12 protein-coding genes are annotated in these 13,835 nt (G+C 68.7%); 8 read left to right on the top strand and 4 right to left on the bottom strand.

The features are described from left to right. The first annotated feature begins 119 nt into the window (after positions 1 to 119). Positions 120 to 2,546, top strand: a complete 2,427-nt coding sequence (hrpB, locus tag ACP693_RS10995; protein WP_426016880.1) for an ATP-dependent helicase HrpB — start codon at positions 120 to 122, stop codon at positions 2,544 to 2,546. A gap of 57 nt (positions 2,547 to 2,603) precedes the next feature. Continuing rightward, positions 2,604 to 3,884 (top strand): MFS transporter, encoded by a 1,281-nt coding sequence (locus ACP693_RS11000; protein WP_426016878.1) that lies wholly within the window; start codon positions 2,604 to 2,606, stop codon positions 3,882 to 3,884. Here the strand turns inward: ACP693_RS11000 and ACP693_RS11005 are convergent. From ACP693_RS11005 to ACP693_RS11015, 3 genes are read right to left on the bottom strand one after another with little or no spacing between them, the layout of a single operon-like run. Then, positions 3,881 to 4,678: a TrmH family RNA methyltransferase gene (locus ACP693_RS11005; protein WP_426016876.1), complete on the bottom strand. Its 798-nt coding sequence runs from the start codon at positions 4,676 to 4,678 to the stop codon at positions 3,881 to 3,883. The genes ACP693_RS11000 and ACP693_RS11005 overlap by 4 nt on opposite strands. Next, positions 4,675 to 5,586: a class I SAM-dependent methyltransferase gene (locus ACP693_RS11010; protein ID WP_426016874.1), complete on the bottom strand. Its 912-nt coding sequence runs from the start codon at positions 5,584 to 5,586 to the stop codon at positions 4,675 to 4,677. Before ACP693_RS11010 ends, ACP693_RS11005 begins: the two co-directional genes overlap by 4 nt. 18 nt (positions 5,587 to 5,604) lie before the next feature. Continuing rightward, positions 5,605 to 7,005: a glycosyltransferase gene (locus tag ACP693_RS11015; protein WP_426016872.1), complete on the bottom strand. Its 1,401-nt coding sequence runs from the start codon at positions 7,003 to 7,005 to the stop codon at positions 5,605 to 5,607. Positions 7,006 to 7,125: 120 nt separating this feature from the next. Between ACP693_RS11015 and ACP693_RS11020 the strand changes: the two genes are divergently transcribed. From ACP693_RS11020 to ACP693_RS11035, 4 genes are read left to right on the top strand one after another with little or no spacing between them, the layout of a single operon-like run. Further along, positions 7,126 to 7,755 (top strand): TetR/AcrR family transcriptional regulator, encoded by a 630-nt coding sequence (locus tag ACP693_RS11020; RefSeq protein WP_426016870.1) that lies wholly within the window; start codon positions 7,126 to 7,128, stop codon positions 7,753 to 7,755. Beyond that, entirely contained in the window at positions 7,752 to 8,558 is an 807-nt protein-coding gene (locus ACP693_RS11025) for an ABC transporter substrate-binding protein (protein WP_426016868.1), read from the top strand. Before ACP693_RS11020 ends, ACP693_RS11025 begins: the two co-directional genes overlap by 4 nt. Further along, positions 8,558 to 9,544 (top strand): FecCD family ABC transporter permease, encoded by a 987-nt coding sequence (locus tag ACP693_RS11030; RefSeq protein ID WP_426019573.1) that lies wholly within the window; start codon positions 8,558 to 8,560, stop codon positions 9,542 to 9,544. The genes ACP693_RS11025 and ACP693_RS11030 overlap by 1 nt, the downstream gene beginning before the upstream one ends. Continuing rightward, positions 9,541 to 10,296, top strand: coding sequence for an ABC transporter ATP-binding protein (locus ACP693_RS11035; RefSeq protein ID WP_426016867.1), 756 nt, complete (start codon positions 9,541 to 9,543; stop codon positions 10,294 to 10,296). The genes ACP693_RS11030 and ACP693_RS11035 overlap by 4 nt, the downstream gene beginning before the upstream one ends. On the opposite strand, the gene ACP693_RS11040 is transcribed toward ACP693_RS11035, so the two are convergent. Continuing rightward, positions 10,290 to 12,350 (bottom strand): transglycosylase SLT domain-containing protein, encoded by a 2,061-nt coding sequence (locus ACP693_RS11040; RefSeq protein ID WP_426016865.1) that lies wholly within the window; start codon positions 12,348 to 12,350, stop codon positions 10,290 to 10,292. The two genes, ACP693_RS11035 and ACP693_RS11040, sit on opposite strands and share 7 nt — an antisense overlap. Before the next feature lie 125 nt (positions 12,351 to 12,475). Here ACP693_RS11040 and dapA point away from each other — a divergent pair, with 125 nt between their 5' ends. Next, positions 12,476 to 13,360 (top strand): 4-hydroxy-tetrahydrodipicolinate synthase, encoded by an 885-nt coding sequence (gene dapA / locus ACP693_RS11045; protein WP_426016863.1) that lies wholly within the window; start codon positions 12,476 to 12,478, stop codon positions 13,358 to 13,360. After that, on the top strand, positions 13,360 to 13,833 hold the full coding sequence (smpB, locus tag ACP693_RS11050) for an SsrA-binding protein SmpB (RefSeq protein ID WP_159851251.1): 474 nt from the start codon (positions 13,360 to 13,362) through the stop codon (positions 13,831 to 13,833). Before dapA ends, smpB begins: the two co-directional genes overlap by 1 nt. The last annotated feature ends 2 nt before the right edge of the window (positions 13,834 to 13,835 follow it).

The raw sequence follows: 13,835 nt of genomic DNA on the forward strand, positions 1-13,835 counted from the left end.
CCCTCGGCTGCTTGAGGCGGACGCTAGCGACGGATGAGGCGGCGCGCAACGCGCATGACGAGGGGGTTAAGGCGTGACGACGCTTTCGTGATCAGGGTGCATCGGGCTAGAGGCGGGGCATGCTGCCCATCCATGCCGTTCTGGAACCGCTGAAAGCCGCCCTTGCGAGCGGCAATACGGCGGTGCTGGCCGCGCCTCCGGGGGCCGGAAAAACGACGGTCGTACCCCTGGCCCTGCTGGATCAGCCGTGGCTGGAGGGCAAGGTGCTGGTGCTGGAGCCGCGACGCCTGGCCGCACGGGCGGCGGCCGACCGGATGGCCACGACGCTGAGCGAACAGGCGGGCGGGACCGTGGGGTATCGCACCCGGTTGCAAAGCCGCATCGGGCCAAAGACGCGGATCGAGGTGATCACCGAGGGCGTCTTCACGCGGATGATTCTGGACGATCCGGGTCTGGAGGGCGTGGGCGCGGTCCTGTTCGACGAGTTTCACGAACGCAGCCTGGACGCGGATCTGGGGCTGGCCCTGGCGCGGGAGACGCAAGGCCTGCTGCGCGAGGATCTGCGGCTGCTCGTCATGTCGGCGACGCTGGACGTCGTGGGCGTGTCGCGACTGCTCAATGGTGCGCCGGTCATCGAGGCGGAGGGGCGGGCTTGGCCGGTCGAGACCCGGTATCTGGGCCGCAATCCGTCGGAGCGGTTCGAGGAGGCCGTGGCGCGGGCCTGTCTGAACGCTCTGGGCGAAGAGACGGGGTCGGTGCTGGTCTTCCTGCCGGGGCAGGGCGAGATCCACCGGGTCGCACGGCTGGTGAACGACCGGCTGCGACTGCCGAACGTCGATGTCGTGCGGCTTTATGGCGGTCTGGATAGGGGCGAGCAGGATCGGGCGATCGAACCGGCGGCGCCAGGGCGGCGCAAGCTGGTGCTGGCGACCTCGGTGGCGGAAACCAGCCTGACGATCGAAGGCGTGCGGGTGGTGATCGACGGCGGCCTGTCGCGGGTTCCGCGCTTCGAGCCGTCCAGCGGCCTGACCCGACTGGCGACGGTCAAGGTCAGTCGGTCTTCGGCCGAGCAACGACGCGGCCGGGCCGGACGCACCGAGCCGGGGGTCTGCTATCGCCTGTGGGACGAGGAACAGACGCGCGGTCTGGTCCCGCATCAACGGCCGGAAATCCAGGAGGCGGACCTGACAGGTCTGGCGCTTGACCTTGCGCGATGGGGCGCGCGGTCTGTCGAAGGGCTGGCGCTGCTGGACCCGCCGCCGGCTGGGGCGATGGCCGAGGCGCGCAAGGTGCTGACGCGGCTGGGGGCGCTGGATGCGGAAGGGGGGCTTTCGAAACATGGGCTGAGACTGACGCGAATCCCGTTGTCGCCGCGTCTGGCGCATATGGTCGCCGTGGCGTCGGACGGGGGCGATGCGATGACGGGGGCGCGGATCGCGGCGGTGCTGAGCGAACCAGGGCTGGGCGGATCGGGCGTCGATCTGGCGGATCGCCTGATCGGGCTGGAGCGAGATCGGTCGCCCAGGGCGCGCGACGCTATGAAGCTGGCGGATCGCTGGGCGAAGGCGGCGGGCGGCGGGTCGGGTAGGACGATCGATCCGGGCTTTCTGCTGGCGGAAGCCTTCCCGGAGCGGATCGCCAAGGCGCGGGGCAAGGCGGGCGAGCTGTTGCTGGCCAGCGGGCGCGGGGCGGTGCTGGAGGCGACCGATCATCTGGCGCGCGAACCTTGGCTGGCGGTGGCGGAACTGGGCGGGGGCGATGCCCGCGATCGTGTGAGGCTGGCGGCGGTGCTGGATGCGGACCGGATCGAGACCGATCTGGCGCGGCTGATCTCTGTCGAGGACCGTTTGGTGCGCGAGCCGTCGGGGCGTTCGGTGATCCGCCGGTCGCGGCGAATCGGGGCCATCGTGCTGGACGAAAAGATCGTCGGCGTGCCGGATGCGAAGGCCTTGGCCGCCGCGCTGAGAACCGAGGTCGAGGCGGACGGACTTGGCGCGCTGAAATGGGGTGAGCAGGCGTCGGGCCTGCGCGCCCGGCTGGCCTTCCTGCACGACCGCGACCCGACTTGGCCCGACGTATCGGACGACGCCCTGCTGGCGGCGCGCGAAGACTGGCTGTGGCCCTTGCTGGACGGGGCCAAGTCGCTGGAAGGGATCGGGGACGGTCGGCTGTCTGAGGCCCTGCGCGGTCTCATTCCCTGGGAGTTGCAGCGCAAGCTGGACGACCTGGCGCCCACGCGTCTGGTCACGCCGCTGGGATCGGCGGCCATCGATTACGGCGCCGAGGGCGGGCCCCGCGTGGACATTCGCGTGCAGGAGCTGTTCGGCGTGACGACGCATCCAAACGTCGGCGGCGTGCCGTTGACCCTGGCCCTTTTGTCGCCGGCGCGACGGCCGGTGCAGGTGACCAAGGATCTGCCGCGCTTCTGGGCGGGCTCGTGGGCGGCGGTGCGGGCCGAGATGCGCGGGCGCTATCCCCGCCACCCCTGGCCCGAGAACCCGGCAGAGGCGCAACCGACGAACCGGGTGAAGCCGCGAGGGACCTGATCGCCTTGACGCCACGGCAGGGAAACGGGCATCGCTGAGGGCAACTGGGAGCCCATGATGTCCGACGCCGTCCTGCCGAAGAACTCCACCGCCCGCGTGCTGTTCGCCAGCCTGATCGGCACGACGATCGAGTTCTTCGACTTCTACATCTACGCCACCGCCGCCGTGCTGGTGTTTCCGGTGCTGTTCTTCCCCGGCGAAGATCCGGGCACGGCGCTGCTGTCGTCGTTCGCCACCTTCTCCATCGCCTTCTTCGCGCGACCCATCGGGGCCCTGGCGTTCGGGCATTTCGGGGATCGGGTGGGGCGCAAGGCGACGCTGGTCGCGGCCTTGATGACCATGGGGCTGTCGACCGTGGCCATCGGCCTGTTGCCGACGCACCAGCAGGTCGGCCTGCTGGCGCCCCTGCTGCTGGCCCTGTGTCGGTTCGGTCAGGGGTTGGGTCTGGGCGGGGAGTGGGGCGGGGCGGTGCTGCTGGCGACCGAGAATGCGCCGCCGGGAAAGAAGGCCTGGTTCGGCATGTTCCCGCAGCTGGGCGCGCCCATCGGCTTCATCCTGTCGACGACATCCTTCATCGTGCTGACCTCGACTATGAGCGAGAGCGCGTTCGAGAGCTGGGGCTGGCGTATTCCGTTCCTGGCCAGCGCCATCCTGGTGTTCGTCGGCCTGTGGGTGCGGCTGAAGATCAGCGAAACGCCCGAGTTCCAGAAGGCCGTGGATCGCGACGAGCGGGTCAAGGCCCCTGCCGTGACCCTGTTCGCCCATCACAAGGCGGCGCTGGTGCTGGGCACGTTCAGCGGCGTTACGACCTTCACCCTGTTCTATCTGATGACGGTGTTCGCCCTGGGGTGGGCGACGACGGGGATGGGGCTGGCGCGGGCCGATGTCCTGCCGATCCAGCTGATCGGCGTGCTGTTCTTCGCCGCCTGTATTCCGGTGACGGCGCTGCTGGCGGACCGATACGGGCAGGTGAAGGTGCTGATCTGGTCCTCGGTGGGGATCGGCCTGTTCGGTTTCCTGTTCGCGCCGCTGTTCGGGGGCGGCCTGACGGGGCTGCTGATCTTCTTTGCGCTGGGGTTCGCCCTGATGGGCTGCACCTATGGCCCCATCGGTGCTGCCATGGCGCGGCCGTTCCCGACGGCGGTGCGCTATACCGGCGCGTCCATGGCGTTCAACCTGGCGGGCATTCTGGGGGCGTCGCTGGCGCCCTATATCGCGTTGAAACTGGCCGAGCGGTTCGGGCCGGGGGCCGTGGGCGGCTATCTTGTGATTTCGGCCCTGGTCACCATCGTCGCCCTGTGGGGCATGGGACGGGTGGCGCCCGAAGAGCAGCGTTAGGCCTCTTCGGTCGCGGCATAGACCATGATGCCGGTAGCGATGGCCAGGTTCAGGCTGTCGGCCCGGCCGCGCATCGGGATCTTGACGTTGACGTCGCAGACGGCGGCCAGGTCGTCGGTCAGGCCGGCCTGTTCATTGCCCATCAGGATCAGCGACGGCTGTTTCATGACCGCCGAGCGATGGCTGACCTTGGCGTCCAGGCGGGTGCCGACGACGCTGCCGGGCCAGGTCTTGCGCCAGGCCAGGAAGGCCTCGGGGTCGGTCTTGGTGATCGAGACGGCGAAGACCGAGCCCATGGTCGCGCGGACGGCCTCGACCGAATAGGGATCGACGCAGTCGCCGATCAGGATGACGCCGCCGCAGCCGGCCGCGTCGGCGGTGCGGATGATGGTGCCCAGATTGCCGGGATCGCGCACCTGCTCCAGGGCCACCCAGCAGACGGCGGAGGCCGGGTCCAGGCTGTCCAGCGGGGCATAGGCCTGGTCGAACACGCCCAGCACGGTCTGGGGATTGTCGCGGCGGCTGATCTTTTCAAGGATGGCGTGGGTGACGATGATGATGTCGCCGCCGGCCTTGCGCGTCTCGGTCTTGGCGCGGTCCAGCAGGGGATGGGGGCGGGCCTCCTCGCCGACCAGCAGCATCTTTGGCGCGCGGCCCTGTTCCAGCGCTTCGCCGATGAACTTCAGACCTTCGGCCAGGAAGGTCCCGGTCAGGTCGCGTTCCTTGCGCATGTGCAGGGCGCGAACGGCCTTGACCGTGTCGTTGTTCAGGGAGGTGATAACGCGTTCCGTCATTTGCTCCACCGCGCGAAAAAGGACAGGCCGATGGCGCGGGCGTCCGGGCCGTCTTCCGACAGGGCCAGTTCGCCCCAGTCGATGCGGCCGCCGCGATCGGGCGTCGCCTCGACCATCAGATGGGCCAGTGACAGGCCCGAAACGCGGGCGGCATAGGCGTTCAGCAACAGGAAGTCGGCGTCATCGGCCAGAAGGGCGGCGCAGTCCTTCAACAGGGCCGGCATGTCCTCAAACAGGCGCCAGACTTCGCCGGTGGGGCCGCGTCCGTATTTGGGCGGATCAAGGATAATGCCGTCGTATTTCGAGCCGCGACGGACCTCGCGGGCGACGTATTTACGGGCGTCCTCCACGATCCAGCGGATCGGATGCTGGGACAGGCCCGACTGTTCGGCGTTCTCGCGGGCGTAGGCGACCGACTTCTTGGACGCATCGACGTGGGTGACTTCAGCACCGGCGGCGGCGGCGGCCAGACTGGCGACGCCGGTGTAGCCGAACAGGTTGAGAATCTTCGGCGCTCTGCCGGCTTCGCGTGAGAAATTCCGCACCCGGTTGTCCAGCCATTCCCAGTTGGCGGCCTGCTCGGGGAAGAAGGCGAGGTGGCGGAAAGGCGTGAATCGGCCGGTGAACTTCACGTCGCGCCATTTGAGGGCGAAGGCGTCGATGGGGCCGTGGCGGTCGAACTTCCAGCGGCCGCTATCTTCCTCCTCCTGCTGGGGGTCGAAGGTGGCGGTGGCGTTTTCGAAGGCTGCCGGATCGCGTGGCGACCAGAAACATTGCGGCTCGGGCCGGACCACGGTGTAGCGGCCGTAGCGTTCCAGCTTCTTGCCGTCGCCGGAGTCCAGCAGGGCGTAGTCGGACCAGCCAGACGTCACGAGCGTTTCGGGAGTTTTTGAAAGGACGGGCGCCATCGTCGGGCTGATAGGCGCTCAGGCGGCCTCGCGTCCAGACTCCTGCGCCACGACGGTCAATTCCGCCGTCTGGGCGTCGCCATCGTGCGGGGTCTTGTCCCAGACGTGAGGCTCGACGATCAGGCGCCAGGTGGCATGCACGAAGGCGAGGCTGAGCAGCGACCAATAGGCGGGGGCGGCGAGCATGTCGCCGAGCCGATAGTCCAGCCCGGCGCGCTTGGCGCCGACGGCGCAGCCCATCCAGGCCGCAATGATGCCCAGGGCCAGCACGCCCAAGGACCCCACAGGCGTCGCCGGCGCGATTCCGGCGTGGAGCCCGACCATCAGCGCCGACGCCAGCCAGGCCAGGGTCGGGGCATGGGCCGCGGCCGACAGGATGCCGGCGCCCAGCGTCATGACCAGGGACAGCAGGCCGCGTCGCCCCAGGCCCAGCGGGCGTCGAGTGTGGACGCCCCAGGTCTGCATATAGCCCTTCAGCCAGCGCGTCCGCTGAGGCAGCCAGCGGTCCAAGGCGCCGGGCGGGGTCTCCCAGGTCGGGCAGTCGATGACGTCCAGCCTCCAGCCCAGCGACCACAGCCGAAAGCCCAGGTCGGCGTCCTCTGTCACATTGTGCGCGTCCCATCCTCCGGCGGCGCGCAAGGCGGTCATTCGGATGTGATTGCTGGTGCCGCCCAGCGGGAAGGGCAGGCCGAGCCGCGCCATGCCCGGCAGCGTCACCTCGAACAGGGCGCCGTATTCGAAGGCGAACTGTCGATCCAGGAAAGCGGAACCGGGCCTACCCGAGGGGCGGATACGCAGCGGCGCCTGGAGGCATCCCAGCCGAGGTTGGGCGACGAAACGCGCCGCCGCCTGACGCAGCTGTTGCGGATGCGGTCGGTCTTCCGCGTCGTAGATCGTGACCAGGTCGCCGGAGGCCTGTCTCAGCGCGTGGTTCAGCGCGCGCGGCTTGGTCAGGGGCGATCCGGGCGGGACGACCAGGATCTTGATCCAGGCTGGGCGCGGCGTGGCCTGGGCGGCGGCGAGGGTGGCGTGGTCGTGGGTTTCGAGGACGATGAAGGCTTCGAGCCGATCGGGCGGATAATCGATGCGAGCCAGGTTGGCGATCAGTTGCGGCGTCACCGCCGCCTCGTCATGCAGCGCCGCCAATATGGTGTAGCGCGGCCATACGATGGGTCGGGCGCAGGGTTTGGGGCGGCGCAGGCTGGCGATGGCGATGACGGTCTTCCAGATCGCGGAGACGACGAAGGCGGCCTGGAACAGAATGAGCAGCGTCAGGAAAGCGGCTTGAGGCCAACGGACCAGAGCGGCGGAAGAGCCCAGGGCCAGCAGGATCATCGCCGTGATCTGGAAGCCGCTGGGCACGCGCCGTGCGGCGCCGTTTCTGCGAGGCGTGATCCCCGGATGTGTCCAGACCTCCATGTCGCCGCCCCCCGCACCTCCACAACCGCTAATGGCTATTTGAAACAACTGTGTTCGGCAAGCTGGTTGGCGTCTGGGACGGATTGTCGCTATTCAGGGCGCCTCACCCGGAGCAGCCGCTTGTCTGACGTTTCGAACTCTTCGCGCACGACCCGAAAGCCCAAGGGCGAAGGCCATTCGCGGCGCGGCGAAATCCTGACGGCGGCCGAGCGAATCTTCGTCGAGCATGGTTATGAGGGCGCGACGATTCGCAAGATCGCGGACGAGGTCGGCCTGTCGTCCACCGCGCTCTACATGCATTTCTCCGACAAGGGTGCGATCCTGCAGGAGATCTGCCGCGACGCCTTTGCGCGCTTGATCGCCGCCAATGCGGCGGTGGCGGACGAGGACGCGCCCCCGATACGCCGGTTGCGGCGGATGATCGACGGCTATGTCGATTTCGGTTTCGCCCATCCAAACGCCTATCGCCTGATCTATCTGACGCGGCCGGTCGAGGCGCGCGAGGGCGCCCAGGACATGGCGCGCGAACTGGGCGGCGGTCTGTTCACGACGCTGGAAGCGACGGTGGCCGACGCGGTGGCGGCGGGCGAGCTGAAAGGCGACCCGAGCGTCCTTGCCCAAGCCATATGGGCGACGGCGCATGGGGTGGTGTCGTTGATGATCACCAAGCCGTATTTTCCGTGGGCGGATCGTCAGGCGCTGGTCGATACGATGTTGGACGCCCTGTTCGCGGGTCTGCCCCGGCCATGAAGCGGATCCTGGGTGCGTTCGCGGCCCTGATCTTGATCGCCGGCGCAGGCGCGACCCAGGCGAGGCCGTTGCGGGTCATGGCGCTTGATCAGTGTGCGGATCAATATGTTCTGGCGCTTGCGCCGGATGCGGAACTGGCGCTGTCGCCCCGCGCCGACGATCCCGACGCCTGGTTGCGGCGCGAGGCGGCCGGACATAGGCGGTTGCGGCCGACTCTGGAGGCGGCGGTCGGTTTCAGGCCGGATGTGGTGGTCCGCTACTGGGGTGGAGAACTCCGGCTGTTGACGGCGCTTGAACAGCGCGGGGTCAAGGTGATCGCGATCAATGACGCGGTCGATCTCAATGGTGTGCGTGAGAATATCCGCACGGCGGCGCGCGATCTGGGCCAAGTCGAGCGGGGACGCCGGCTGGAGCAGCGGATGGACGCCAAGCTGGCGCGGACGGCGCCGGTCAGCCAGACGGCGAAGGCGCCGGGGGCGGTCTATCTGACCTCGGGGGGCTTCACCTCCGGGCCGGGCACGCTGATGGATGCGATGATGCGCGCGGCAGGATTTCGCAACCTGACCACGGCCCCCGGCTTCGGCGCCATCAGCGTGGAGCAGATCGCCCTGAACCCGCCGGCGCGGTTCATTCTGGGCTTTTTCGATCAGTTGCGGGCTGACCTGCGCGGCCCCGGTCGCCATCCGGTCGTTCGCCGGGCGGCCGAGGGACAGACGGCGGCGCGGTTACCGGCGGCCAGCCTGACCTGTCCGGCGTGGTTCGCGGCCGATGCTGTGGAGATGATGGCTGAGGGCCGGCCGTGATCGCGACGGTGCGACTGTGTCTGATCCTGGGACTGTTGATCGTGGCGTCCTTGGCGCTGGCGATCCTGGCGGGTGAGACGGCGTTCAGCGGAGCGCAGTATGCCGCCGCGTTCGGCGATCCGAAGTCGGGACCGGCCGAAGTACTTTGGCAGGTGCGGGCGCCGCGCGCGGTCTGCGCCCTGGTCGTCGGCGCGGCCCTCGGGCTCGCGGGTGCAGTGATGCAGGGTCTGCTGCGCAATCCGCTGGCCGATCCCGGCGTGCTGGGCGTGTCGGCAACGGCGGCCCTGGGTGCAGCCCTGGCCATCGTGCTGGGCGCGGCGGCCTTGCCGGGATTGGTCGAGGTTTCCGCGCTGGCGGGTGCGGCGCTGGCTGGCGGACTGCTGATCGTTGCGTCCAGGGCCATGCGGGCGCCCGAGGCGCTGATCCTGTTCGGGGTGGCGCTATCCAGCTTCGCGGGTGCTGCGACCGCCCTGATCTTCAACCTGTCGCCGTCGCCGATCGCGTCGGCTGAGGTGATGTCGTGGCTCTTGGGATCGGTGCAGAGCCGAAGCTGGGTCGATGTGGCCTGGGTGACGCCTGCGGTGATCGTCGCGGCGGTGTTCGCCGGTCTGTCGGGATCGGGCTTGCGGATGCTGACCCTGGGCGACGAGGGGGCGGCGACGTCAGGATTGAACATGGGGCGAGTTCGATTGTTCGCCCTGATCGCGGCGGCGGTGGCGACCGGGGCGGCGGTCGCGGTGGCGGGTGTCATCGGTTTCGTGGGCTTGGCGGCGCCGCATCTTGTACGGGCGGCGGTGCGAGGCGACGCCAAGCGGATATTGGCGCCGTCGGCGCTGGCGGGCGGGCTGATGCTGATTTTGGCGGACCTGTTGGCGCGGCTGACGCCGACGGATCAGGAGCTGAAGCTGGGCGTGTTCACCGCCCTGATCGGCGCGCCGCTGTTCGCCCTGATCGCCTGGCGTGCGGCGCGGGAGTGGCGGCTGTGAGTTTGTTGTCCCTGGAACGGGTGCAGGCGCGGCTGGGCATGGGTGTCGTGCTTGATGGCGTGGACCTGTCGGTTGCGGCCGGCGAGGTCGTCGCCCTGTGCGGGCCGAACGGGGCGGGCAAAAGCAGCGTCATTCGTGCGGCCGTCGGCCTGCTTGATACCACCGGCGGTCAGGTCAGGCTGGGCGGGACGCAGATCGCAGACCTGTCCCATCGTCAGAGGGCGGAACGGGCGGCCTATCTGCCTCAGGAGCGGCGAATCGCCTGGAACCTGCCGGCGGTCGAGGTGGCGGCCCTGGGCGCGCCCTTCCTGTCGGGTGCGGAGGCGCTGGCGCGGGCCAGGGTGACGCTGGACGAGGTGGGCGCCGGTCATCTGGCCGACCGCGGCGTAGCGGAGATGTCGGGGGGAGAGCGGGCGCGTGTGCTGTTGGCGCGGGCCCTGGTGGTCGACGCGCCGCTGCTGCTGGCCGACGAGCCGATTGCGGGGCTGGACCCGGATGCGCAGCGGCTGGTGCTGGAGCGGCTGAGGGCGCGGGCCGATGGCGGGGCGGGGGTGCTGGTCAGCCTGCACGATCTGACGCTGGCCGCGACGACGGCGGATCGTGTCGTGGTGCTGGATCAGGGTAGGGTCGTCGCCGACGATGCGCCGATCCAGGCCCTGTCGGCCGCTGTCGTGCGCGAAGTGTTCGGGCTGGACGGCGGCTGGATCAAGGGGCCGAACGGGCCGCTGTTGGCGGCCCGCCGGGCTCAGTAGGCGGCGTAGGGGCGAGGACCGGTCGCCGAACCGCGCGAAATGTCGGCCGACGGCGTCAGCGGCGCCGTGCCGCCGTTCAGTCGCGCCTTGTAAACCGCCATGTTCTCCATCACCCGCATCATGTAGTTGCGCGTCTCGGTGAAGGGCGCGCACTCGATGAAGTCGATGGCGGCGGTGGCGTCGCCGCGCGGATCGCCGCATCGCGACACCCACTGGCCAGATCGCGCCGGTCCGGCGTTATAACCCACCGTCGCCAGCAGCATGGAGCCGCTGTTCGAAGCCATCAGCTCGCCCAGGTGATAGCTGCCCAGGGTCATGTTGTAATCGGGATCCCACAACTGCTCGGCCGAATAGCTCATGCCCAGGCGGCGCGCGACGCCCGAGGCGGTGGACGGCAGGAACTGCATCATGCCGCGCGCATCGGCGCCGGAACGGGCGCGAGGGTCGAAGCTGGATTCCTGGCGGGTGATGGCCTGGGTGAACTCCAGCGGGGCGGCGCCGCCGACCTGGGGCGGGATGCGGATGGGATACATGCGCTCGGGCATGACGAAGCCGCGCTGGCTGGCGGCGCGACCGACCATCATGGCGGTGAAGCCTTCGCCATAGCCGCGCGACAGGTCCATCAGCAGGGCCAGATCCTCGATGGTCGGCAGATCATTGTCGAGCTGATAGGCGAAGACACGCAGCAGGCTGGTCTCGCCGGTCTCGCCCAGGATACGTGTCGCGCGGACGATTTCGTTGCCTTCGAAGCGGGCGATATCCGACTGGGACGGGACGGGTTCGCCCGGCAGCTGAAGCGTGGTCATGCCCGCCTTCTCGGCGGATAACTGACCATAGAAGGTCTGCCAGTGCTGGGCGCCGTTGCGATAATAGGCGAGGGCGGCGTCGCGCTCGCCGCGCGCCTCGGCGGCCCGGCCCAGCCAGTAGAAGGCGCGGCCCTGGGTGATCGGGGTGGAGGAGGCGGTGCGCAGGGCCTCGAAGTGGCGGGCGGCGACCTCGGGCTGGTTCAGCTTGGTCAGGGCGACCCAGCCGGCGAAGAACTCCGCATCCACCATCCGGTCGCCTGAGGTGAAGCCGTGACCGTTCATGGCTTCATAGGCGGCGCGCCAGTTGCCCTGTTGCAAGGCGTCGAGGAAGTAGTTGCGACGCTCGCTCCACAGGGTGTTGTCGCCCGCCGTGTGGGCGGGGGCGGGCGGCAGGTTGGCCAGCAGGGCGAAACCCTCGGACTGGCGGTTCTGCGAACGCAGCAGGCGGACGCGTTCCAGAACGACGGCGGGATCGGCGGCCTGGGTAGGCGTCAGATTGGCGATGACGGCGTCGGGGCTGTAGGCCGAGCGCAGGGTCATGACCGTGTTGGCGATGGCGGCCCGGTCGGGCGAGACCAGATTGACCATGCTGCGAGTCGCCGGGCCATGCGGGCCGAGTAACAGCATGTTCAGCCGCGCCTCGTGATCGGCGGGCGTCAGCCAGGATCCCCACTGGCCGAGGATGCGCGACTGGGGCGCATCGTCGAACGAGCGGGTGCGCCACCAGTGGCGGACCAGAGCGCGGGCTTCGTCCTGACGACCGCGTTGTTCGAGGGCCGAGGCATAGGCGATGGCGCCTTCCACCGTCGTGGGCTTGCCGTCGGACATCAAGGCCAGGGCCGCATCGGCGCCCATGCCGGAACGGTCGAGAACCTTTTCGGCGGCGGCGCGGCGTGATTCGTTGCGTGGCCAGCCGGCGAGATCGCTCTGACCGCGCGCGAGGTCCGCATAGGACAGTTGTTCGCCCGAGGTGTCGATCAGCGCCCATTCGACCAGTTTGCGCGCCGAGGCGTCGCGGATCTGGGACATGGCGGACTGGGCGCCGAAGACGTCGCGGGCGCGGGCGGCGGCGAGGCCCTGGCGAAACAGCGCCGTGTCCTGATCGTTCAGCACGCGGCCCTGATAGGTCGCGGAATAGCCGGGCACGGACGACGACGCCGACGCATAGGGAACCGGCTGGGTCGGCAGGACGTCCTGCGGGTTCGGCGCAAGAACGGCGAGGGCCGCCGCCAGACTGGTCGCTATCATGATCTGTCCTGTTCTCATTCAATCCGGTTGCGGCGGAGCCGCTGGCGACCTAACGTCCCGCACTCATTGCAAAGGCGATGAACATCCGTCCATCGTCCCTCCCCACGCAGGCCAAGTTTAGTCCCATGACCGCCCCCTTGTTCAAGGGCGTGATCACCGCCCTGATCACACCACTTCGTGACGGAAACGTGGACGAAGCCGCATTCGCCAGATTGCTGGAGCGCCAGATCGCCGCAGGGGTCCACGGCGTCGTGCCGATGGGCACGACGGGCGAGGGCGCCAGCATGGATCTGGACGAGCACAAGCATGTGATCGAACTGTGCGTGCGGCTGGCGGCCGGGCGCGTCAGCGTCATCGCCGGTACGGGCTCGCCCTACACCAAGGAAGCCATCGACCTGACACGGCACGCCAAGACGGTGGGTGCGGATGGGGCGCTGATCGTGACGCCCTATTACATCCGCCCGTCGCAGGCGGGCATGGCGGCGCATTTCGAGGCCATCGCGGACGCGGTCCAACTGCCGATCCTGCTCTATAACGTGCCGGGGCGCACCGGGGTTGATCTGGCGAACGAGACGGTGGCGCGCCTGGCGGCCCATCCGAACATCGTCGGCATCAAGGACGCCACCGGCGACATGAGCCGGGTCAGCTGGATGCGGACCAATATCGGCGGCCAGTTCGACCTGATCTCGGGCGATGATCCGAGCTATCTGGGCTATCACGCCCATGGAGGGGCCGGGCTGATCTCCGTGGCGTCCAACGTCGCGCCCGAGGCCATGGTCGCCCTGCATAACGCGATGACGGCCGGCGACTACGCCACGGCTCGCGATTGGCAGGACCGGCTGATCGGCCTGTGCAAGGCGCTGTTCCTCGACAACTCGCCGGCGCCGACCAAATACGCCTTGGCCAGGCTGGGGTTGTGCAACGAAGAGGCGCGTCTGCCGCTGTCGCCGACGTCGGATGCGGTCAAGCCGCTCATCGATCGCGCTATGGCGGATGCGGGCGTCGGCTGATGGCGCCGCAACCCCAGTCCAAATCCAAGGTCATCGCCGAGAACCGCCGCGCAAGGTTCGACTATTTCCTTGAAGAGAATATCGAGGCGGGCATTCAGTTGCTGGGCACCGAGATCAAGGCGCTGCGTGACGGGCGAGCCAATATCGCCGAAAGCTATGCGGCGGTGGAGGGGCGCGAGATCGTGCTGATCAACGCCGACATCCCGCCCTATAAACAGGCCAACCGCTTCAACCACGAACCGCGCCGGCCCCGTAAGCTGCTGCTGCACAGAAAGCAGATCGACCGCCTGATCGGGGCTGTCCAGCGCGACGGTCAGACGATCATTCCGCTGAAGCTTTATCTGAACGACGCAGGCAAGGCGAAGCTGGAGATCGCCCTGGCCAAGGGCAAGAAGCTGCACGACAAGCGCGAAGCCTCGGCCGAACGGGACTGGCAGCGCGACAAGGCCCGCCTGATGCGGGACAAGGGCTGAGC

This window comes from Brevundimonas sp. TWP1-3, from assembly GCF_049896085.1.
GTDB lineage: Bacteria > Pseudomonadota > Alphaproteobacteria > Caulobacterales > Caulobacteraceae > Brevundimonas.

Coding starts and splice junctions, on each gene's coding strand:
- ACP693_RS11010 (WP_426016874.1), bottom strand. CDS start 5,586: ATGGCGCCCGTCCTTTCAAAAACTCCCGAAACGCTCGTGACGTCTGGC.
- ACP693_RS11040 (WP_426016865.1), bottom strand. CDS start 12,350: ATGATAGCGACCAGTCTGGCGGCGGCCCTCGCCGTTCTTGCGCCGAAC.
- ACP693_RS11025 (WP_426016868.1), top strand. CDS start 7,752: ATGAAGCGGATCCTGGGTGCGTTCGCGGCCCTGATCTTGATCGCCGGC.
- ACP693_RS11015 (WP_426016872.1), bottom strand. CDS start 7,005: ATGGAGGTCTGGACACATCCGGGGATCACGCCTCGCAGAAACGGCGCC.
- smpB (WP_159851251.1), top strand. CDS start 13,360: ATGGCGCCGCAACCCCAGTCCAAATCCAAGGTCATCGCCGAGAACCGC.
- hrpB (WP_426016880.1), top strand. CDS start 120: ATGCTGCCCATCCATGCCGTTCTGGAACCGCTGAAAGCCGCCCTTGCG.
- dapA (WP_426016863.1), top strand. CDS start 12,476: ATGACCGCCCCCTTGTTCAAGGGCGTGATCACCGCCCTGATCACACCA.
- ACP693_RS11005 (WP_426016876.1), bottom strand. CDS start 4,678: ATGACGGAACGCGTTATCACCTCCCTGAACAACGACACGGTCAAGGCC.
- ACP693_RS11000 (WP_426016878.1), top strand. CDS start 2,604: ATGTCCGACGCCGTCCTGCCGAAGAACTCCACCGCCCGCGTGCTGTTC.